This is a genomic window from Methylocystis sp. MJC1 (assembly GCF_026427715.1).
GTDB lineage: Bacteria > Pseudomonadota > Alphaproteobacteria > Rhizobiales > Beijerinckiaceae > Methylocystis.
Genome location: NZ_CP107558.1, coordinates 429,889 through 450,949, shown reverse-complemented (window position 1 = coordinate 450,949; position 21,061 = coordinate 429,889). Strand labels below are relative to the sequence as shown.

The following is a 21,061-nucleotide window of genomic DNA, read 5'->3' as shown; positions in this document are numbered from 1 at the left end:
GGCAAGGCCGCCGGGGCGCCGCTTCGGGACAATTCCGCAGGGCTGGATCTCGGCTATAGATTGGCAAACGCGCAAACTCGTCATTGCGAGCAGCGTAGCAACGAAGCAACCCAGGGCAGCCATCGCGGCCCTGGATTGCTTCGCTGCGCTCGCAATGACGGGGCGTCACTTCTGACAGACAGGGCAGTAGAAACTCGACCGGCCCGACTGCACGACCCGCGCGATCGTCCCTTTGCAGCCATTCGTCGGGCAGGCGGCGCCTTCGCGGTCGTAGACCCGGAAGGAATGCTGGAAATAGCCCAGAGACCCATCCGCCTGACGATGGTCGCGCAGTGACGAGCCGCCCGCCGCCAGCGCCGCTTCGAGCACGTTTTTGATGATCTCCGGCAGGCGCGTGAGCGCGGCCGTGGGCTTGCCGGCGGCCGTCACGAGCTTGCCCCCTTCGCGCAAAGGCGAAATCCCGGCCCCATGCAACGCTTCGCAGACGTAAATATTGCCGAGCCCGGCGATAAGCCGTTGATCCAGCAACAAGGCCTTGGCCGGCGCTGCGCGGCCCCGAAAGGCGCGCGCCAGAAACGCCGCGTCGAGCGCTTCGCCCAGCGGCTCGACGCCCAGGCCCTTGAAGAGCTTATGGGAATCGAGCTCTGGCGTCGGAACGAGCAGCATGAAGCCGAAACGGCGCGGATCGTTGTAGGTCACGCGCGCGCCAGTCTCCATGTGGAAGACGACATGGTCATGCGCGGCGCTCTTGTCGCGCGGATGGTGGAAGAACCCCGGAAGATCGCCGTCGACGCGGAAGGAGCCGCTCATGCCGAGATGCATGACGAGCGTCTCGGCCCGTTCGAGATCGGCAAGGAGATATTTCGCGCGGCGCCTGAGATCGAGAATGCGCCTCCCGGCGAGACGTGGGGCAAAATCGGGCGGAAACGGAAAACGCAAATCCTTGCGCCGCTGCTCGACGCGCGAAATACGCGCGCCAGCGAGCGCGGGCGAAAGTCCGCGCCGGACGGTTTCGACTTCGGGAAGTTCGGGCATTCTATCTACAAATCACGCTTCGGGGCGGCACCCTTGGAAACCCAATAGCAAATTGCCCGCCACACCCGCTAGCCTAAGTCGGCAGCACCGTCACGGGGGTTCCGATAGCCGCGCGCGTGTAAAGATGCACGATGTCCTGGTTGATCATGCGGACGCAGCCGGACGAAACATTCGTGCCGACCGTCTCCGGCTCCAACGTGCCATGGATGCGGTAGCCGAGATCGCGTCCCTCGCCGAAGAGATACATGGCGCGGGCGCCCAAGGGGCTCAACGGCCCGCCCCGCACGCCGAGGCCGCGCGACGTGGGCTCCAGACGCGCCGCAATTTCCGGGTCGCGCGCGATCATCTCGCGCGGCGGCACCCAGTCGGGCCAGTCTCTTTTCATATTGATCCGCGCTGGACCGGCCCATCCGAACCCTTCGCGACCGACGCCGACGCCATAGCGGGTCGCGCGACCGGGCGACTCAACGAAGTAAAGGTGATAGGAGCCGGGGTCGACGACGACCGAGCCGACCGGCTCTTCCCATGGATAGTCGACAGTCTGGCGCAGGAATCTCGGGTCGATGCGCTGATAATTCACGGCCGGCACCGCGAAGCGCTCGCCCGGATAAGGCCCATAAGTCGCGGCGTAATTGGGCCGCGCGAGGGTGCGCGTGAGTTCGCGGCCAGCCGGGGCGGCGTCGCCCTCGGCAAAGAGGCGCGGCGCATAGCAGCCGGTGAGGCCCGAGGCGCCGAAGGACAAGAGCGAAAAAGAGAAAATACGCCGTGTGAACATGGGACGCATTACCAAAGCCTTGACGCGCGGGCGCTTGTTTACCGGAGGCCCGATCACGATTCACCATAAACGAAGCTGGTAAATAAAATGAGTTGCAGCCGTAGAAGGACCGCGGGCCTTCCGGCCCGACCACGCACGGGCGAAGGCGCACTGTCCGGTTCCGCCCCCGCCCCCGCCCCCGCCCATAGCCATCCCGCCCGCAAGCGGCTATATCCACCCCCGATCTTCCAATGTCAGGCGAGCGTTAAATGACCGATTCCCATTCCGATCGAGAGGGCCCGACCCATTTCGGCTACTCCGAGGTGCCGCTGTCCGAGAAGCAGGGCCTCGTGGACGACGTCTTCCATAAGGTCGCCCGCCGCTACGACGTGATGAACGATCTGATGTCCGGCGGCCTGCACCGGCTCTGGAAGGATACTTTCGCCGGCAAGATCAACGCCCGCAATCGCAAGGGCTTCAAGCATCTTGACGTCGCCGGCGGCACCGGCGACATCGCCTTCCGCATCGCCCGCCAATCCGCCGCCGACGCCGAGATCACCGTGCTCGACATCAATGGCGACATGCTGGAAGTCGGCCGCGACCGCGCCCGCGAGAAGGGCATCGACGGAAAGCTCGAATTCGTTCAGGCCAACGCGGAGTCCCTGCCCTTCCCGGACCAACACTTCGACGCCTACACGATCGCCTTCGGCATCCGCAACGTGCCGCGCATCCAGGTCGCGCTCGAAGAGGCTTATCGCGTGCTCAAGCCCGGCGGGCGTTTTCTGTGCCTCGAGTTCTCGCAGGTGAATGTGCCCGGCCTCGACAAGATCTACGAGGCCTATTCGTTCAATGTGATCCCCGCCGTGGGCAAATTGGTCGCCGGCGACGGCGAGCCCTATCGCTATCTTGTCGAGTCGATCCGCCAGTTCCCCGCCGCCGACGAATTCGAGCGCATGATCCGCAAGGCGGGTTTCCGGCGCACCGGCTATGAGCGGCTGACCGGCGGCGTGGTCGCGATCCATTCCGGCTGGAAGTATTAAGGCGGCGGATGCTCCTTCAAACAGGCAATTTCCTGCGACTGGCGCGCGCCGGCTATATTCTGGCGCGCGAAGGGGTCTTCACGTCGCTCGACCCCAATCTTCTGCCGCCCGCCGCCGCCCCGCTCGTGCGGATCGCCAATCTCTTCGCGACGGGCAAGGGCGAGAACGCCGGCGCCGCGCTGGTGCGCGCCCTCTCCCAGATCGGCCCTTCCTATGTGAAGCTCGGCCAGTTCCTCGCGACCCGCCCGGATGTCGTCGGCGGGGAGATCGCCGACGCGCTCACGGCGCTGCAGGATCGCATGGCGCCCTTCGGCCGCGAGAAGGCGATCAAGATCATCGAAAAGTCGCTCGGCAGGAAGGTCGACGAAATTTTCGTGAGCCTCAGCGAGCCGGTCGCCGCCGCTTCCGTGGCGCAGGTGCATATGGCCACCGCGCTCTACGACGGAAAGCCGCGCAAGGTCGCGGTGAAAGTGCTGCGCCCAGGCGTCGAAGGCCAGTTCGCCCGCGACCTGCGCGACATGTATATGGTCGCCCGCGTGGCGGAGCGCTGGTCGTCGGAAGGCCGTCGCCTGCGCATGATCGAGGTCGTCGATACGCTCGCGCGCACGGTGAAGCTGGAAACGGACTTCCGGCTGGAGGCCGCCGCCGCGTCCGAATTCGCCGAGAATGTCGCGAACGATCCCGATATGAAAGTGCCGCATGTCGATTGGGATCGCACGGCGCGCGAGGTGCTGACGCTCGAATGGATCGACGGCGCGCCGCTCTCCGATCTCGAGCGCGTCGCCGCCGAAGGCCACGATCTCAAAGCGCTCGGCGCCCATGTGCTGCAGTCCTTCCTGCGCCACGCCATGCGCGACGGCTTTTTCCACGCCGACATGCATCAGGGCAATCTCTTCGTTGACAAGCAGGGCCGTCTCGTCGCCATCGATTTCGGCATCATGGGCCGGCTCGGCGACAAGGAGCGTCGCTTCCTGGCGGAAATTCTCTACGGCTTCATCACGCGCGACTATCGGCGCGTCGCCGAGGTGCATTTCGAGGCCGGCTATGTGCCGGCAAAACATTCGATCGAGGAGTTCTCGCAGGCGCTGCGCGCCATCGGCGAGCCGCTGCATACGGTCAACGCCTCGGATATTTCCATGGCGCGGCTGTTGACCCTGCTCTTCGAGGTCACGGCGCTCTTCGACATGCGCACGCGCACCGAGCTGGTCCTGCTGCAAAAGACCATGGTCGTGGCGGAAGGCGTCGCGCGCACGCTCGATCCCAAGCTCGACATATGGAAAACCTGCGACCCCGTCGTGCGCGGGTGGATCGAGGAAAATCTCGGGCCGAAGGCGAAGCTCGAAGACGCGGGCAAGAGCATCGCGGAACTGGCGCGCCTTGCAACGCATCTCCCGAAGACGCTTGCCGACGCCGAAAGGGCGATCGAGCGGGTCTCCCGCATCGCGGAAGAGGGCGTCGATCTCTCGCAACACGCATTGGACTCGATGGCCGATACCCGGCGACAGGCGAGCAACCGGCTGCTGATCGGGCTCGCCGCGCTCACGATGCTGGCGTCGTGGTTATTCGGCTAGCTACGGACCGCGAGCCTCGCATCTTTGGGCGAGTCTGAAGGCTCGCGGTCCATTGCGCCTAATGCCGCCGCCCGTTGGTCCAGGCGTCGACAAGCCGCGACGCCACCATCAGCCCGAGACCGGCGCCGAGAAGCAGCGGCAGGTTTCGTGGGGCCGCGCGCAATGCGGAGACGGCCGCCGTCTTCGCCGCGGTCGGCGCCGCGTTTCTCGCCAAGTCGTACAGCGCCTGCGAGACATTGGACGACTGCAAGGCGCGCGTGATTGCGGTCATGGGCGAAGCTTCGGTGAGCGCCGCCAGTTCCGCGCTCGCGCGCGCCTGCTGCGCCGCCTCCCGCCGTCTCGCATAGGCATAGACGAGGAGGGCGACCACGAGAAAAACGCCCGCAATTGCGAGATTGCCAAAAAGCGGACCGAGCTCCTCATTCGCCCAATAGGCCGCGGCCGCCAGGGCGAAGCCGAAAGCGAGGAGCAGCGGAACCGCCGCCATCGCATTTCCGGAGAGGCGCGTGATCGTGGCGCCGACGGCGTTCTCGGCCCTTTTTATCATCGGCTCGAACATGAGACGTCACCGCGATTGGATGAAAGACTTACGCGCCGATCGCCTTATCTGCCCATTCTCCAGAAGGCGCCGAAGACGAAGCCGGCAAACGCCGCCAGCATGACGGTGGTCGTGGGCTGCGAACGCGCGGAGGTTTCGATGGCCGAGCGGAAATTGCCGAGCACCTCGCCCGTGCGCTGCGCCGCCTCTCCGCTGCGCTCCGAGACGGCGGAGAGCGCCGCATTGGCTCGGCCCATGCCCTGCTGGACGGCCCGTCCCATCTGCTCGGCTGCAGTCGACGCTTGATCGGCGATCGCGCCCGAAATCTCGCCATGCCCATTGTGTTGGCGCTGTTGCACACTGCGTTCCTCGGCCATTGCCGCCTCCGACGGTTCGAGCAAGTGGCGAGTTAACGCGATGCGGCGGGAGATGTTCCTGGGCAAAGGCAGGCGCGAGAGGGCGTTCAAATGGAGCGGCCTCAGGCCCCCCGCACCAGCTCCAAAAACTCCTCGCGCGTCCGCGGATCGTCGCGAATGACGCCGAGCAGCTTGCTCGTCGTGAGCTGAGAGCCCGGCGTGTTCACGCCGCGCAGCGTCATGCAATTATGTTCGGCCTCGATCACGACGCCGACGCCCGCAGGTTTGAGAATGTCCTGAATGGCGGCGGCGATCTCGGCCGTGAGCTTTTCCTGAATCTGCAGACGCCGCGCGAAGCCGTGGACCACGCGCGCTAGCTTCGAAATGCCGACCACGCGGTTCGTCGGCAGATAGCCGACATGGGCGCGGCCCAAAACCGGCAGCATGTGATGCTCGCAGAAGCTCACGACGCGAATGTTCTTGAGCACCACGAGCTCGTCATAGCCGCCGACTTCTTCAAACGTGCGCTGCAGATAGTCCCGCGGGTCGATTTCATAACCGGAGAACAGCTCCTTGTAGGAGCGCGCGACCCGCGCCGGCGTCTCGATCAACCCCTCGCGATCGGGGTCGTCCCCCGCCCATTCGATGAGAACGCGCACCGCCGCTTCTGCGTCCGTCTGGGTCGGCTTGGCCATTGCTTCAACTCTCCGGGCCGCTTGCCGGGGTCGGGCTCTCTCAAAAAGAAAAACCGCCCCGTCGCCTTCACCTTGCGACGGAGCGGCTGATTTAGCAACAGGACCGAGGGCTTACTGCGGGATCACGCTGCGGGCGACGCCGCCGATGGTGGAGCCCACGGAGTTGAAGGTGCGCTTGACGAAGCCGAAAGGACCGCCCTCGTTCTGCGGCGCGGCCGGAAGCGGCGGAGCGGGCTCGGGCGCCGCGGCGACAGGCGCCGTCGAGGCCACGGGCGCGCTCTCCGCCGGCGACGGACGCGGCTTGGCGTGCTTGGCGACGACCGGCGCGGGCTTCGGCTTCGGTTTCGCGACCTTGGGCGGCGCGGGCGCCTTGGGCGCGGCTTGGGCCGGTTCCGCCGCGGGCGTCACGGGCTCCGGCGGAGTGAAACGGTTCGCTGGCGGCAGCGAAGCTGTTCTCGGCGCGGAAGGCGGGGTCAATCTCGCGGCTCCGCCTGCGCCGGTAGACGCGAGCGGCAGGGCCGCAGCGCCCGCCGCGGCGGCGGCCGCCACAGGCGCGACAGCCTCGGCTGCGGCCGGCGGCGCCGAAACCGCCTCTACCCGTCTTGGCGCGGGGGCCGGCCGCGGAGCAGCGGCCTCGGGAAGCGCAGCGGCCGCTTCGGGCGCGGGCGCTTCCGCAGGCTGCGCCTGTTCGTGAGCCAGCGCCTCTGCCGCAGGCGGGGGCGTCAATTCGGCCCTGTTGGTCGTTGCAGCCTCTACCGCGGGCAAAGCGTCTTTCATGGGATCGACGGCGGCGGGCGGCTCGAGCGCCGCCTGATCGGCGGCCTCGGGTTCAGCCGGCAAGCTTAGGTCGGCGACCGCCGGGTCCTCCGCCGGACGCCACTTGGTCAGCGTCCAGCCAAGGCTCGCCACGCCGACCGCGACAACGGCCACCGAAAGATAAATCAGCTTGCGGCGGCCGCCGCCCGTCTCATTCTCGGAGGCGATGGCCTCGGCCTCGTCCGAGGGAATCGCCGACCAGCCGTCCGCCGCGCTCAGCGCAGGCGCGATCGGCGGCGGCGCCGAATTGTGCGCGGGCGCGCGCGCGACAGGGGCGTCGACGGCCAGAAGGCGCGGCGCCTCCAGAGCCGCGCCGTCCCGCGTCGCGACATTTGTTTCGAGCGCGAGGCTGACAGCAGGCGCCTTGGAAGCGCCGACCGGCTCGGTCTCGCGCTGCAAGAGTTCCTTGAACTCGGCGAAAGCCGCCATGAGTTCCTTGTCGTCGGCCTGTTGGGTCATGGCTACTCACTTAGCTGACGTCGAGCGCCGCCTTGATGGGGCGCTTATTTCAAATGCCGGTCCTTGGCCTTGGCCCGGATCCAGCTAGTTCGGTTCCCGAATCGAAACCATAAATTGTGGCGGTTATTCGCCTCTTAAGCCCAGGTGCCGCCGGAACGTCGTCGCGGCGCGAGCGTTTTGGGGCCAGCGGCGGCCTCCCAAGAGTCCGCCAAGCGATCAGGAGACCCGACATGGATTGGAACCGCATTGAAGGCAACTGGAAGCAATTCAAAGGCAAGATCAAGGAACAATGGGGGCAGCTCACCGACGACGACATCGACAAGATGGAAGGCAATCGCGAGGTGTTCGAAGGAAAGATTCAGGAAAAATATGGTCTTGGTAAGGATCAGGCGAAGCGCAACGTCGACGAGTGGCTGAAGACCCTGCACTGAATCAGAAGGCGGCCGCGCGAACCGGCCGCCTTTTTCATTGCTTATTTCGTTCCGTATTTCTTCCAATAGTCGTAGGCCGCGTCGGCGATGCAAACCGCCTCCATGGAACGATACATCGTGCCCGACTCATTTCGATATTTTTTTGCGCAGGCGTCTTTTTTCCGGCTGTAGCTTTTCTGCTGGGCGGCGCTTAGGGTCGAGAGAAAGGCTTTTTCGCAAGTCTCCGTCACCACGGAGCCCCGCTGAAGGTCAGCGGTCGATCCCCAAAGACAGGCTTCATAAAGCTTGTGGGCCTCGCCGCAATTCTTCGCTGCGGCGACCTTGGCCTCCTGCGCCTCGAGATCGGAACAGTCATCCGCGACGGCCGGAAGGGCCCAGAACGCCGCCAGCAGGCAAATCGACGTGAACTTCGTTTCGCGCATTCGAGCCTTCCTTATTGATTGTTCCGCGTCGAGCCCGAGGCCTGGGGCGCGACGACAAAGCGCAGTCCTATCTGGAATGAATGTAAGCTATCCAAATTGACGCGCCCGACGTGCTCTTCCTACTATCGAGCTAGGCAGTTTACACGCGAGCGGCGATGCTTCCCCATTATTCCAAAGGCCGGGCCCTGATTTTTGCGCTTGCCGCGCTCACTTGGCCCGCGCCTGGCGGCGTCATGGCGCTCGACTCCGACGAGGCAGGCCTGACGCCTGTCGAGCGCCTTGGGAAGCGCGTCTTCGAGGACAAGTCCCTATCTCGGCCCGCAGGCGTCTCGTGCGCATCCTGCCATGATGCGGCGACGGCGTTCCAGGGCGCCAATGGCTCGCCGGTCCCCGCCGTGGCGCGCGGCTCGCAGCCCAATTCGCTCGGCAAGCGCAATACGCCGACGATCATGTACGCTTCCTTCGCCCCGCCTTTCGGCTTTGTCGACGACAAGGACGAGGAGACCGACAAGGTCGAGAAAATCCCTGCCGGGGGTCAATTTCTCGACGGGCGCGCCAGCGACCTCCTGGCGCAATTTGAAGGCCCCCTGCTTGATCCATTGGAGATGAACGCGCCCTCCAAGCGTTTCGCGGTGGAGGCCATGCGCGACGGCGCATATGCCGGGCTCGCCAGGGAAGTCTATGGCGAGAAGATTTTCGACAATCCCGACGCGGCTTTCGAGAAGCTGGCGCAGGCCGTCGTCGCCTATGAGTCGAGCTCGCGCTTCCATCCGTTCGCGTCGAAGTTCGACGACTATCTGCGCGGCAACGCGGAGCTGACGGCAATCGAGAGGAAGGGCTTCGAGCTTTTCAAAGACCCCAAGAAGGGCAATTGCCTCGCCTGTCACGCCGGCAAGGAAGCTTCGCGCGACCCGAAAGATTGGCTCTTCACCGACTTCACTTACGACGCGCTGGGCGCGCCGAAGAACCCGGCGATCGTGGCCACGGCGAATGCGCCCGATCTCGGCCTCTGCAAGCGGCCAGGCCTCGAGAAGCTGGCGCCCGCGGGCTTCGACGTCGGCAGCGTCTGCGGCGCCTTCAAAGTGCCGACGCTGCGCAATATCGCGGTGACCGGGCCTTACTTGCACAATGGCGCATTCACGAAGCTGCGCGATGTCGTGGCCTTCTACGCGACGCGCGACACCGACCCGGCGCGTTGGTACCCTGGGGCCGAGAAGTTCAACGATTTGCCGGCCGAATATCGCGCCAATGTGAACGTCAAAGAGGTCCCTTACGACCGCAAGCAAGGGCAGAAGCCGCATCTCTCCGAGAAAGACGTAGACGCGATCGTCGCTTTCCTCGAAACCCTGACCGACAAGCCTCAGGCGGCGACCAAGCCGTAGCGCGCGAGTGCGGCGCGCAATTGCGCGTCGGGCGTTGTTCCGCTGGTAAAGACCGCGCGCGCCTGCCCCGTCGCGGCGAAGGTCTCCTCATAGCCCGCGTCCCGCAGCAATTGATCGACGCGCCGCGCAATGGCCGGCGCAGGGTCGATCCAATCCACGGGCCAGGGCGCGAGGCGGCGAAAATCCTCGACGAGCAGCGGATAATGGGTGCAGGCGAGCACGACGGCGTCCGTTCGCGCGCCGCCTTCCTCCTTGAAGCAAGGGGCGATCTCGGCGCCGATATCCTCGTCGCAAACGCCCTGCCCCTGCATACGGGCTTCGGCCAGCCGCGCCAGCATGGCCGAGCCGACGAGCGTCACGCGGCAATGAGCGGCAAATTGCGCGATGAGGTTTTGCGTGTAATCGCGCGCCACCGTGCCGGGCGTGCCGAGCACGGAAATCAGATAGGAGCGCGAGCGCTCCGCCGCCGGCTTGATGGCCGGCACGGTGCCGACGAAGGGGACTTCCGGCCAATGGTCCCGCAAAGCGGGCAGCACGATGGTCGAGGCTGTGTTGCAGGCGACGACGACCATATCCGGCGCATGTTCGGCGATGAGCGTCTCCATCACCTGCATGACGCGCTTTACGAGGTCGGGCTCCTTCCAGCCGCCATAAGGAAAACCGGCGTCGTCGGCGCAATAGACGTAATCCGCGCCGGGGCGCAGCTTGATGATCTCGGCGAAGACCGTGAGCCCGCCAAGGCCGGAGTCGAAGACAAGGATTTTGGGCGGTCGGCTCATGAGCGTCTCGAGCGGACGGCGGGGCGGAACGCCATCCCTGGTTTAGCCCCAGATTAGGGTGAGGCTATCGCGCGCTTCTTTCAAAAGATCAATATTCGGGCCAACCAGACCGGCAAACGTAAGACTCGAAATCCGTTCGTTTGGGGGGCGTCATTCCCGGCGGGCTGAAAGCCCGACCGGGAACCCAGAGTCGAGATAGCAGTGGTTGCTCTGGATTGCCGATCACTCGCTTTGCGAGCGTCGGGAATGACGACGTATCCGTTAGGCCGAATGAAGCTTCAAGGCTTGTTGTATTTTGCATAGGCGGCGCCGGCCGCCTCGCGCATGTCCTGCTTCAGTTGAGTAAACATGCCGTCGATCATCTTGGTGACGTCTTTCGGGGCCGTCTCGGGTTCGCCCGAATTGAAGGGCGGCGCCGGCGCATATTGCGCGAGAAGCTGGACGCCCTGGGCATATTTCTCATCGCGTAAATCTGCGACGAGCGAAAGCGCGAAGTCCAGCCCGGCTGTTACGCCCTCCGCGGTTATTCGGTTGCGGTCCCTTACGAAGCGCCCATCGGTCGGCGTTGCGCCGAAGATGGAGAGCAACGGCTTCGTCACCCAATGAGAGGTGGCGCGATAACCGTCGAGCAACCCCGCGGCCCCGAGCAGAATCGAACCCGTGCAGACAGAGGTGACGAAGCGGGCTCGCTGGCCCGCCTCTCGAACATAGGCGACAGTTGCTTCGTCGCGAATTGCGGCGAGAGTCCCCTGGGTCCCGCCGGGCACGCAAAATATATCGAAATCGACCAGCGCATCGTCGAACTTCTTCGATGGCGTGAATATCAAGCCGGTGTCGCTGCGCACGGGCTCCAGCGACTTCGCGACGATGTCGATCTTCGCGCCCATTAAACTCGCGAACATATATTGCGGACCGACCATGTCGAGGGCGGTGAAGCCGGGGTAGATCAGGAAGGCCACTCTCTCCTTGCCATGCCAGTGGGCCGGCATCGCCGACATGTCATGCGACGGCGCCACCCGGCCGGGCGATTCGCCGCCCATAGCCGGCGCTCGGCCGCTGGCGAGAAGCGCTGCGAAGGCGGCGATCGCTTCTCCTACTCGGCGTCGGTCGATTTCCATCATTCACGCTCCTACAAGCGAACGGAAAGATTGGCGAATAACGCCCGCCCCTCGGCCGGCATGACACGCCCGGAAAGATACGGATACTGAACAAAATACTGGTGATCCGCGAGATTCTTACCGTTGACCGAGAAGGTGAAATTGTCGTGCTTGAAGGTCAGAGCCGCGTCGAATGTGACATAGCCGCTCGTGCTCCAAGGCCGGCCGATCTCGATGACCTGTCCCGAGGCCGCATAGAGACCCGCTCCCAGCGACCACCCCTGCAAAAAGCCGTCGAAGGCGTAGTTCCCCCACAAGCGGCCCGAGTCGGGCGGCGCGAGGTTCAAGGGCGCATTCTGAATCTTCGGATTCAAATCCTTTGAAACCTTGGCGTCGATATGCGCATAGCTCGCGAGGAACGACAGGCTGGCGGTCGGCTGCCAAACCAAATCCACCTCTACGCCGGAGGAATGCCATTCCCCCGACTGCCGCTGGGTCAGGCTGCCAGGCGGCGTGATCGGCACATTGGTCCGCTTGAGGTCGAAATAGGCGAGCGTGCCTGACAGGCCCATCGGGCCGTCCAATTTGACGCCCGCCTCCCATTGCTCGGAGCCCTCCGGCTTGGGCGCCGCGCCGCCGGCACCATTGAACAGGGTGACAGGCCGCAAGCCTTGCGCATAGCTGCCATAGACCGAGAGCCAGTTTGTCACGTCGAACAAAGCGCCGACACGCGGAAGAAACGCCGTCTGGCTCGAATTGAATCTGGTCGGCGGCCGGGCGGCGCCTTCCTCCGAATAGATATCGACGAAGGCGACGCGGCCTGCGGCGAGAATATGCAGGCGCTCAAAGATCGTAGACTGGAGTTGCGCCGTCACGCCCGCATTTTGGTAGGCGTTGTTGATGCGGCTGAGCGTGGTGTAACCGCCCTGGCCGGGAAGCGGATAAGCATAGGGCGGGATGACAGGCGCCCGGAAGTCGACGAGGATCGGATAGAAGGGCGCGTAGACCCCAAACCCGAAAAAGTCCAATACGCTTTTGATTTTGGGATCAGGCTGGGTGGCGTTTGCGGCGGCCATATAGCCCTGGTCCCAGACGCGGTTGAAATCGCCGCCGAGCAGGAGCTTGTTCCTTGTCGGACCAGCGTCGAACTTCGCCATCACATTCGATGTGACGGAAATTTCCTTCGTCTGCTGGGCCATGATCGTATTCGCCATATAAAACTGGCTCGGCCCGCCAATAAGGCGACGCAGGGTAGAATCGGCATTGAAGGTCGGCGTATTGCCGAAGGGGATCTGCGACGGCTCGTACAGGCTCGAGGACGAAAAACGCGCGCTGGTGAAGGTCGAAAAGGTCTCGTCGAATTTGTGATCGAAACGAACCGTGACTCCCGAGGACGACGTGCTAGACGCCGGCAAGCCCGCATTTGACAGAAAGGCTTGCGGACGCACGGAATAGAAAGCCGTGTCGATCGTGCCGGTCGCGGGCAAGCCGGGATAATCCGGCTGGTCGCGCCGCGTGATATATCCCTGCACCGTCAGCGACGTTGCGTCTGTCGGCGCGAATTTTATCGTTGGATTGACCGTGTAGCTGCGCCGCCGCACGACGTCGACGTTCGATTCCGTGGTCTCATATTGCGCCGTTAGCCGGAAAAGGACGCTTTTGTTTTCGGTGAGCGGCTGATTGATATCGACATAGGGACTTAGATAGCTGTAGCCGCCGGTGCGAATCCCTGCCTCGGCAAAACGATCCGGCGTCGGCAGCTTCGAGATGACATTGACGACGCCGCCAACTGGGCTCGAGCCACCCTGGAAGAGAATGCTCGCCGGCCCTTTCAGCACCTCGATACGTTCGACATTTGCGAGCAGATCGCGCACGCCCAGATCATAAAAATTCGGCAAGCCGTCGATATATCGCTCGGCCCGCATGCCGCGCAGGCTCGGACCAATGCCGCCCGGAAAAAGCGGACTGACCGGCTGCAAGCCCGAAACGTTGCGAAAGACTTCGCTTTGCGAAATCGCCTGCTGGTCGTCGATCAGCTTGCGCGGGATGACTTCGATCGACATCGGCAATTCTTTGATCGGCGTCTCGAAGCGCGTGGCGCGCGAGGTGAGCGCCTGATAGCCGCGCACCGGTCCGGCGGTCGTCTGCCGGACGGGCGGGCCGCTTTCCGCCTGGCCTCGGACGGGCGCCGAATTAGGAGCCGCTTGTGCCGCCGGCGCCGCCGCCCGACCGACTGCCGGCCGCGCCGGCGCGCCGATCTCGATCGTCGGCAAATTCTCCTGGGCGAGCGCGTCGCCGGAATAGCAAAGCGCCAAAACGCCAGCGCTGACATGTTTGAAAAGATCGCGATCGAGCAAGGTTGGCCTCCTATCCGCTCATTTGTCGGGAAGTTGCCGCATCCCGGAGGCGGTTTCCTAGGTAGCCAAGCTTTCATGGAGATAACGCCAGAGGCGTGCGCCCTGGCTTCTGCGTGACTGTTGCATTTTTATCATATCCGGCATTAGCTTCTCAGCGCGGCGGAGCGATCAATGTTCAAACTTGCAGACGCGCGATTGCGCGTGACCCGGCTTTCAAGATGCGCGTGCTGTTGATCGAGGACGAGCCGGATATGGCTCGGGCCCTCGGGGCGCGTCTTGGGCGGTCAGGCTTCATTGCGGATTATGTCGGCGCGCTGGAAGAAGCGCGGGCGGCTCTGCAATGCCATCGTTACGGGCTTGCGCTTCTCGATCGTCGATTGCCGGACGGCGACGGGCTCGAACTATTGCCGGAACTCAAACGGCTGCAGCCGGGCATCCGCATTCTCGTTTTGACCGCCTGCGAAACCGTGAGCGAGCGCATCTGCGGCCTGGACGCAGGGGCCGACGATTATCTGGCCAAGCCCTTCGATCTCGACGAGCTGATGGCCCGGATCAGGGCCTGTTTGCGGCGTCCCGGCGGAGAGGCGGCGCCGCCCGTCCTGCTTGGGGCGCTCTCTTTCGATCTTGCATCCCAACAAGTATCGATCAACGGAAAGCCACTGGTGCTTCATCGGCGCGAACTCGCTTTGCTCGAGATGCTGATGCGCAACGCCGGGCGCCTGGTCTTGCGCAATCAGCTTCAAGATGAAGTCTATGGCTTCGACGATGACGTGCAGGACAATGCCTTGAACATTCTCGTATCGCGTTTGCGCAAGCGCTTGCAGGATCTCGGCGCCGGAGTCGAAATCCACGCCGCGCGTGGAATCGGCTATATGATCGCGCGGGCGCCCGAGAGGTGAGCGGGCGGCAGTCACTGGCGTTTCGCTTGATCGTCAGCCTTGCCGCGGCGCAATTCATTGCGATCGTCTTCCTCGTTCCAATTATGGAATTCTTTATCTCCATCTCCGGTTTGGGCGCTTCAACGATCGCGCCCGACGACTGGGGCGAATATCGGCTCAGCGCCCTCGTCCAAACATCGCTGACGCGCGCGCCCGACAAGAGCGTCCGCATCGAACCTACCGCCGCGTTGCGCAACTATATGGAGGCCAATCCGCAAGCCGGTTACGCTGTTTTCGACGCTCGAACAAAAGCGCCGCTTCCCGGATCTTCGCCTGCCCTTGTCGCCGCCCTTGCCGGTCTCGAGCGGATCGACGCGCTCGCGATAAAATTCCGCGTGCCCGGCGATGAAATCGGGAGGGCGCGCGGAAGCCTGCGGCTGTTAGAGACGCCCGTCGGCCGGTACGCAATCGCCGTTTACGGCTACCGCTTTGCGTGGGACGACCTTTATGGGGTCGCAAAATTGTTTCTGACCTGGCACACCGCCATCGTCATCGCTCCCGGCATATTGGGCGCGGCGCTCGTCGCGTGGATCGTGGTCCGGCGCGGATTGACGCCCTTGCGCGCGGCCGCTGCGGACATCGCCTCGATCGACGTGCACACGCTGCATCGGCGCATCTCCGCGCAGCAGACCCCGAAAGAGGTCGCGCCCTTCATCGACGCAGTCAATCATGCGCTATCGCGCCTCGACGCCGGCGTCGCGGCTCAGCGTCGTTTTGTGGCCAATGCCGCACATGAGTTGCGTACGCCGATCGCGATCATGCGGGCTCACGCCGACAATCCCGACGACGCTGCGTTCAGACGCGACATAAAGCGCGATATTCGGCGCGTTCAATCCATTGTCGAGCAGCTGCTCGCGTCAGTGCGTCTTGCCGCGCATTGCGAACCTGCCATCGATGAATTTGATCTTTGCCCGACTATTCTGACGTTGATCGCCGACATCACGCCTCTCGCGATCGAGAATAGTCGGAACATTGCTTTCGAAGGGCCGCCTTGTCGAATCAGCGTCCGCCTTCGCAAATGGGCGCTCGAATGCGTGGTGACAAATCTCTTGGACAATGCGCTTCGCGCCGAGCCGACGGGGGGCGTCGTTCTCGTCCGCGTCTCCGCGCCGGCGTCAATCGACGTCATCGACCATGGCGAGGGCGTTCGTCCATCCGAGATGGAGCGGGTATTCGAACCGTTCTGGCGGCGCGATACAACTGGCAACGGGGCCGGGCTCGGCTTGGCCATTTCAAAGGAGCTGGTCGAGTCGATGGGCGGCTCGCTGTCCGTCGAGCAGACCCCGGGCGGCGGGGCCACGTTTCGGATTTCGCTGAAAGAGAGCTGAGAGCGCCGTCGGGGATAGCAAGAGACAGCGGCAACGCGTTGGGCAACAGACAATCAGTCGACGGATCGTTTCGCGCGCCGAGAAAAATCCTCGGCGCTAATATGGATCAGAACGGCAGGTTGAACACGCGCGAGGGCTCCAGCGCCCCCTCGACGACCTGGCCGAAAGCCACCGGCACGCCGCCGCAAGCCGCGTAGACCACGCCCTCAGCAGGCGCGTCGCGACCGCGCAGGATCACTGAGCCGCCACGTCGAAGCCGCGCCGCGGTGTCGCGGTCGACGACGACGCAGGGAAGCTCCGAGAGGCCCGCCTCGACGGAGAGCAGCGCATCCGCGGCCATGCCTTGCGCTTCAATCTCCTCCAGCGTGTAGGAGTCTTCTTCGATGAAAGGGCCGACGCGCGTCCGGCGCAGCGCCGTGACATGGCCGTAGCAGCCCATCAGCCGGCCGAGGTCGCGGGCGATGGCGCGCACATAGGCGCCCTTGCCACATTCCATGAAGAAAACGGTCTCCTCGGGCGAAAAGGCCTCGATCGTCAGCGAATGGATGGTGACGGCGCGGGCCTTGAGCTCCACCTGCGCGCCCTCGCGCGCGAGGTCATAGGCGCGCTCGCCGCCGATCTTGATCGCGGAAAACTGCGGCGGCGTCTGCAAGATGTCGCCGAGGAACTGGGGCATGAGCCCCTCGATCTCGGCGCGCGTAGGCCGCTTCTCGCTCGTGCGCGTGATCTCGCCGTCGGAATCGTCGGTGTTAGATTCAGCGCCCCAACGCACGGTGAAGCGATAGGCTTTTTCGCCGTCCTGCACGAATGGAACAGTCTTGGTCGCCTCGCCGAAGGCTACGGGGAGGATGCCCGACGCCAAAGGATCGAGCGTGCCGGCGTGACCGGCCTTCTGAGCGTTGTAAATGCGCTTCAAGCGCGAGACAGCCTGCGTGGACGTCAGGCCCACAGGCTTGTCGAGCACCACCCAGCCGTCGACGACGACGCGATTGGATCTTTTCTTATTCATATTCTTCTTCAGACGTTGTCCTGCGCGTCGTCATCCGGCGCTTCGAGGTCGCGTTTGACGCGCTCGGAATTGAGGATCGCGTCGATGCGCGACACCGTGTCGAAGCTATCGTCGATGCGGAAACGGATGTCCGGGGCAAATTTCAGGTTGAGCTCGTGCGCGATCTCGCCGCGCAGGAATTTCTTGTGGCGATCGAGCGCGGCGATGACCTCCGTCTCGTCCTTGCCGCCGAGCGGCATGACGAAGATCGTCGCGAGCTTGAGGTCGGGACTCATCTTGACGCGCGCGACCGTGACCACATGCTTCTCGAGCACGGGATCGCTGATTTCGCCGCGCGAAAGCATGCGCGCCATGGCGTGACGCACGAGCTCGCCCACGCGCAACATGCGCTGCGACGGCGTGGAGCCTGGGGAGTGGTGAGATCGGGACATGACGACGATTCTTGGGTGGCTCGAATTGGTTTTGCCAACGTCATTGCGAGCGAAGCGAAGCGATCCAGACACTCTTGGGGTTCTGGATCGCTTCGTCGCTTTGCGCCTCGCAATGACGGTATTTCGAATGCCCTCCAGAGCGCATTCGTGTTCTTTATCTCGCGCGGTTTCCTATCGCCTCGCATGATTTCCATGCGAACGGAAAGCGCGCCAGGCGCGGCCCCTTACAGCGTCCGCTTGATCTCCTCGACGCGGTAGCACTCGATGATGTCGCCCGCACGCATGTCCTGGTAGTTCTCGAAGGCCATGCCGCATTCCTGGCCGGCTTCGACCTCCTTGACCTCGTCCTTGAAGCGCTTGAGCGTCGACAGCTTGCCCTCGTGCACCACGACATTGTCGCGGATGAGGCGCACGCCCACGCCGCGCTCAACCCTGCCGTCGGTGACGCGGCAGCCCGCGACCTTGCCGACCTTCGAGATGTCGAAGACTTCGAGGATCTGCGCATTGCCGAGCATCGTCTCGCGCAACGTCGGCGCGAGCAGGCCAGACATCGCCGCCTTCACGTCATCCACGAGGTTGTAGATGATGTTGTAGTAGCGGATCTCGATGCCGGCGCGTTCGGCCGCCTCGCGCGCTTCCTTATGGGCGCGCACGTTGAAGCCGATGACCGCGGCGTTCGACGCCTCGGCGAGCGCAATATCCGACTCGGAGATGCCGCCGACGCCCACATGCACAAGGCGCGCGCCGACCTCGTCCGTGCCGAGCTTCTCCAGCGCGGCCGCGATGGCTTCGACCGAACCCTGAACGTCGCCCTTGATGACGAGCGGGAATTCCTTGCGGCCCGCCGTCTTGAGCTGGTTCATCATGTCGGAGAGCGAGCCGCGCGCCGTGCCGCCGCGGGCGGCGAGCTTGTCGCGCTTCATGCGCTCGCGATATTCGGTGATCTCGCGGGCGCGCGCTTCGGACTCGACCACCGCGACGCGGTCGCCGGCCTCGGGCGTGCCGTTGAAGCCGAGAATCTCCACCGGGAAGGACGGACCAGCCTCCTGGCGCGTGGCTCCCTTGTCGTCGAGCAAGGCGCGGACGCGGCCCCATTGCGTGCCGGCGACGATGATGTCGCCCACATGCAGCGTGCCGCGCTGAACGAGCATGGTCGCGACGGGGCCGCGGCCCTTGTCGAGACGCGCCTCGATCACCGTGCCCTCGGCAGCGCGATCGGCGTTAGCCTTGAGGTCGAGCACTTCCGCTTGCAGCGAAATCGCGTCGAGCAGCTTGTCGAGATTGGTCTTCTGCTTGGCGGAAACCTCAATTTCGAGCGTCTCGCCGCCCATGCTTTCGACCTGCACCTCATACTGAAGCAGCTCAGTGCGCACGCGCTCGGGCTTGGCGTCCGGCTTGTCGACCTTATTGATCGCCACAATCAGCGGAACGCCCGCCGCGCGGGCGTGATTGATGGCTTCGATCGTCTGCGGCATGACGCCGTCGTCGGCGGCGACGACCAGCACGACGATGTCCGTCACCTTGGCGCCGCGGGCGCGCATGGCGGTGAAGGCGGCGTGGCCGGGCGTGTCGATGAAGGTGACCGGCTGGCCGCCAGGCGACGTTACCTGATAGGCGCCGATGTGCTGAGTGATGCCGCCGGCTTCGCCCGCGACCACATTCGCCTGACGGATCGCGTCGAGCAGCGAGGTCTTGCCGTGGTCGACGTGGCCCATGATGGTGACGACCGGCGGACGCGACTCGAGGTCGGCCTCGGCGTCGGGCGTGTCGAACAGACCCTCCTCGACGTCCGACTCGGCGACGCGCTTGACGGTGTGACCCATCTCCTCGGCGACGAGCTGCGCGGTGTCGGCGTCGATCACATCGGTGATCTTGTGCATCTCGCCCTGCTTCATCAGCAGGCGGATGACGTCGACGGCGCGCTCCGACATACGGTTGGCCAGTTCCTGGATGGTGATCGTCTCGGGGAGGATGACCTCGCGGAGCACTTTTTCCTTCTGCTCGACCTGACCGCGGAACAGACGCTGCTGACGTCGTTTGAACGACGCGACGGAACGCGTGCGCTCCTCATCCGTTCCCGCGGTGGCGGTCGAAACCGTCAGACGACCGCGATCCTTCATCGCCCCGCCACGCGACGGCGCGGGACGCGGCGGCGTCGGCGGCGTGAAACCGCCAACGGTGCGGGCGGGCGGACGCCGGATCGTCGTCGTCTCGACCTGACCCGGCTGGCCCGGTCGGGCGGCAGGCGCTGCAGGCCTTCCGGCCGGCGCGGCGGCCCTCGGCGCGGGCGCTGCCGGCTTCGAGGGCGCGGCCGCGGCGTGCTGCTGGTCCTGCGGCAGGCGACGGCGCGCCTCATCCTCGGCCTTGCGCTTGGCTTCCGCCTCACGGGCCAAACGCTCTTCCTCTTCACGCTTGCGCGCTTCGGCGGCGACGCGGTCGGCGCGCTCGCGCTCCTCGCGCTCGGCGCGCGCCTTGGCTTCGATCTCGGCGCGGCGCCGCTCATCCTCTTCGCGCGAGCGGGCGTCGACCAGCGCGCGTGCGCGGGCCTCGCGTTCCTCGTCGGTCAGCGCGCGAAGCACCATGCCGGCGTTCCCGCGCGAGGGCGGCGCAGCGCGTTCTTGCCGCGGCGGCGGGGCGGAAGCTTTTGGAGCGGCGGGCGGCGGCGCGGCGGGCGCAGCGGGCGCGGCTGCAGTCGGCTTCGCCGGCTCGACATGGCCGGGCGCGCGACGCTTCACCTTCTCGACCACGACCACTTTCGAGCGGCCATGGGAGAAGCTCTGGCGCACCATGCCCTGCTCCCCCGCCGGGCGCTGCTTCAGATGCAACGTCTTCGACGGCGCGGCAGTCACAGTCTTGTCGCTATTCTCGCTCTCACTCATCCAGCTTCCGATCCTCGGCCGCTTCCGACCCACTTATTTCCACAGTTTCGTCCGGCCGCCCGCCAGCGTCCGGCAGTTCATCCCGCATCTGCGCTGCGAGGGGCGCGCCGTCCAGCGTCGCACCCCTATAAGTCGCCAGTCGGCGGCAGCGCGAAAGAAAACTCGTGCCCGGCCCGCCAGGGGCGAGCGCTGCATGTATCACATTTGTGCGACCTAAAGCCAAATCCAATTGGCTCGACGTAAATAAGCCTATGACAGGCGGAACGCCATCGTTTTCCTGCCCCGTCCCGTTCTCCGCCCGCCGCGCGCTTTGACGCAGCTTGCGCTTGCCGTCGGCGCCGCCGTCGCTGGCCTCGACGACAAGGCAGACCTGGCCTTTTGCAAGCAAATCCGCGACTTTGTTGAAACCCGCTGTCACCGCGCCCGCCTTGTTGACGATAGCGAGCATCTGCAGGCAATCAGCTTCCAACAAACGGTCGACATCCTCGGCGAGTTGCGGCGGGGTTTCCACCTGCTCCTTGAGGCTGCGCGCGAACATGCGTTTCCTGGCGGCCTCGGCCACGAGCGCGGCGCGCGCGCCCACCCAGACCCCCCGCCCCGGCAAGCGCGCGCGAATGTCCGGCGCAATGACCCCATCGGGCCCGCGCACGAAGCGGATCATCGCCTCCGGCGGCTCGCGCCGCCGCGTGACGATGCATGTCCGCTCGGACTCGCGCTCTTCTTTTCTCGCCAAGGCCGTCACTA

At 64.6% G+C, this 21,061-nt stretch carries 20 protein-coding genes; 6 read left to right on the top strand and 14 right to left on the bottom strand.

Annotated elements, in window-relative coordinates:
• Positions 1 to 165 precede the first annotated feature (165 nt).
• Positions 166 to 1,035 carry a bifunctional DNA-formamidopyrimidine glycosylase/DNA-(apurinic or apyrimidinic site) lyase gene (gene mutM / locus OGR47_RS02225; protein WP_165052464.1) on the bottom strand — a complete coding sequence of 290 codons (870 nt, stop codon included), beginning with the start codon at positions 1,033 to 1,035 and terminating at the stop codon, positions 166 to 168.
• A 73-nt stretch (positions 1,036 to 1,108) separates the two neighbouring features.
• Positions 1,109 to 1,819, bottom strand: a complete 711-nt coding sequence (locus tag OGR47_RS02220; RefSeq protein ID WP_246729702.1) for a L,D-transpeptidase — start codon at positions 1,817 to 1,819, stop codon at positions 1,109 to 1,111.
• 239 nt (positions 1,820 to 2,058) lie between these two features.
• Here OGR47_RS02220 and ubiE point away from each other — a divergent pair, with 239 nt between their 5' ends.
• Positions 2,059 to 2,829 carry a bifunctional demethylmenaquinone methyltransferase/2-methoxy-6-polyprenyl-1,4-benzoquinol methylase UbiE gene (gene ubiE / locus OGR47_RS02215; protein ID WP_165052465.1) on the top strand — a complete coding sequence of 257 codons (771 nt, stop codon included), beginning with the start codon at positions 2,059 to 2,061 and terminating at the stop codon, positions 2,827 to 2,829.
• 8 nt (positions 2,830 to 2,837) lie between these two features.
• A complete protein-coding gene (gene ubiB / locus OGR47_RS02210) occupies positions 2,838 to 4,400 on the top strand; it encodes a 2-polyprenylphenol 6-hydroxylase (protein WP_165052468.1) in 1,563 nt (520 codons plus the stop codon).
• A gap of 58 nt (positions 4,401 to 4,458) precedes the next feature.
• On the opposite strand, the gene OGR47_RS02205 is transcribed toward ubiB, so the two are convergent.
• The 4 genes from OGR47_RS02205 to OGR47_RS02190 form a co-directional block, all read right to left on the bottom strand.
• Positions 4,459 to 4,959, bottom strand: coding sequence for a hypothetical protein (locus tag OGR47_RS02205; RefSeq protein ID WP_216697877.1), 501 nt, complete (start codon positions 4,957 to 4,959; stop codon positions 4,459 to 4,461).
• A gap of 44 nt (positions 4,960 to 5,003) precedes the next feature.
• On the bottom strand, positions 5,004 to 5,315 hold the full coding sequence (locus tag OGR47_RS02200; RefSeq protein ID WP_165052473.1) for a hypothetical protein: 312 nt from the start codon (positions 5,313 to 5,315) through the stop codon (positions 5,004 to 5,006).
• 101 nt (positions 5,316 to 5,416) lie between these two features.
• Positions 5,417 to 5,989 (bottom strand): GTP cyclohydrolase I FolE, encoded by a 573-nt coding sequence (gene folE / locus OGR47_RS02195; protein WP_165052475.1) that lies wholly within the window; start codon positions 5,987 to 5,989, stop codon positions 5,417 to 5,419.
• A gap of 111 nt (positions 5,990 to 6,100) precedes the next feature.
• Positions 6,101 to 7,264 carry a hypothetical protein gene (locus tag OGR47_RS02190; protein ID WP_165052477.1) on the bottom strand — a complete coding sequence of 388 codons (1,164 nt, stop codon included), beginning with the start codon at positions 7,262 to 7,264 and terminating at the stop codon, positions 6,101 to 6,103.
• A 230-nt stretch (positions 7,265 to 7,494) separates the two neighbouring features.
• On the opposite strand from OGR47_RS02190, the gene OGR47_RS02185 reads away from it, so the two are divergent.
• Positions 7,495 to 7,695: a CsbD family protein gene (locus OGR47_RS02185; protein WP_165052479.1), complete on the top strand. Its 201-nt coding sequence runs from the start codon at positions 7,495 to 7,497 to the stop codon at positions 7,693 to 7,695.
• Between the two features lie 41 nt (positions 7,696 to 7,736).
• On the opposite strand, the gene OGR47_RS02180 is transcribed toward OGR47_RS02185, so the two are convergent.
• Entirely contained in the window at positions 7,737 to 8,117 is a 381-nt protein-coding gene (locus OGR47_RS02180) for a hypothetical protein (protein WP_165052481.1), read from the bottom strand.
• Positions 8,118 to 8,272: 155 nt separating this feature from the next.
• Here OGR47_RS02180 and OGR47_RS02175 point away from each other — a divergent pair, with 155 nt between their 5' ends.
• A complete protein-coding gene (locus tag OGR47_RS02175) occupies positions 8,273 to 9,499 on the top strand; it encodes a cytochrome-c peroxidase (RefSeq protein ID WP_165052483.1) in 1,227 nt (408 codons plus the stop codon).
• Here OGR47_RS02175 and murI read toward each other — a convergent pair.
• The 3 genes from murI to OGR47_RS02160 all read right to left on the bottom strand — a co-directional run bounded on the left by murI (position 9,478) and on the right by OGR47_RS02160 (position 13,732).
• Positions 9,478 to 10,278, bottom strand: coding sequence for a glutamate racemase (murI, locus tag OGR47_RS02170; protein ID WP_165052485.1), 801 nt, complete (start codon positions 10,276 to 10,278; stop codon positions 9,478 to 9,480). The genes OGR47_RS02175 and murI overlap by 22 nt on opposite strands.
• 278 nt (positions 10,279 to 10,556) lie before the next feature.
• Positions 10,557 to 11,399, bottom strand: a complete 843-nt coding sequence (locus tag OGR47_RS02165) for a DJ-1/PfpI family protein (protein WP_165052487.1) — start codon at positions 11,397 to 11,399, stop codon at positions 10,557 to 10,559.
• Positions 11,400 to 11,407: 8 nt separating this feature from the next.
• The gene (locus tag OGR47_RS02160) at positions 11,408 to 13,732 is read right to left on the bottom strand and encodes a TonB-dependent siderophore receptor (protein ID WP_165052489.1); all 2,325 of its coding nucleotides are present in this window, start codon (positions 13,730 to 13,732) and stop codon (positions 11,408 to 11,410) included.
• Positions 13,733 to 13,950: 218 nt separating this feature from the next.
• Between OGR47_RS02160 and OGR47_RS02155 the strand changes: the two genes are divergently transcribed.
• Both OGR47_RS02155 and OGR47_RS02150 read left to right on the top strand, forming a co-directional pair.
• A complete protein-coding gene (locus OGR47_RS02155; protein WP_165052491.1) occupies positions 13,951 to 14,631 on the top strand; it encodes a response regulator transcription factor in 681 nt (226 codons plus the stop codon).
• Between the two features lie 26 nt (positions 14,632 to 14,657).
• On the top strand, positions 14,658 to 15,998 hold the full coding sequence (locus OGR47_RS02150; protein WP_165052493.1) for a sensor histidine kinase: 1,341 nt from the start codon (positions 14,658 to 14,660) through the stop codon (positions 15,996 to 15,998).
• A gap of 106 nt (positions 15,999 to 16,104) precedes the next feature.
• On the opposite strand, the gene truB is transcribed toward OGR47_RS02150, so the two are convergent.
• The 4 genes from truB to OGR47_RS02130 all read right to left on the bottom strand — a co-directional run bounded on the left by truB (position 16,105) and on the right by OGR47_RS02130 (position 21,059).
• Positions 16,105 to 17,007 (bottom strand): tRNA pseudouridine(55) synthase TruB, encoded by a 903-nt coding sequence (gene truB / locus OGR47_RS02145; protein ID WP_165052496.1) that lies wholly within the window; start codon positions 17,005 to 17,007, stop codon positions 16,105 to 16,107.
• An 8-nt stretch (positions 17,008 to 17,015) separates the two neighbouring features.
• Positions 17,016 to 17,438 (bottom strand): 30S ribosome-binding factor RbfA, encoded by a 423-nt coding sequence (gene rbfA, locus OGR47_RS02140; RefSeq protein WP_165052498.1) that lies wholly within the window; start codon positions 17,436 to 17,438, stop codon positions 17,016 to 17,018.
• A 224-nt stretch (positions 17,439 to 17,662) separates the two neighbouring features.
• Positions 17,663 to 20,317: a translation initiation factor IF-2 gene (gene infB, locus OGR47_RS02135; RefSeq protein WP_165052500.1), complete on the bottom strand. Its 2,655-nt coding sequence runs from the start codon at positions 20,315 to 20,317 to the stop codon at positions 17,663 to 17,665.
• The gene (locus OGR47_RS02130) at positions 20,310 to 21,059 is read right to left on the bottom strand and encodes an RNA-binding protein (protein ID WP_165052502.1); all 750 of its coding nucleotides are present in this window, start codon (positions 21,057 to 21,059) and stop codon (positions 20,310 to 20,312) included. The genes infB and OGR47_RS02130 overlap by 8 nt, the downstream gene beginning before the upstream one ends.
• Positions 21,060 to 21,061: the final 2 nt, after the last annotated feature.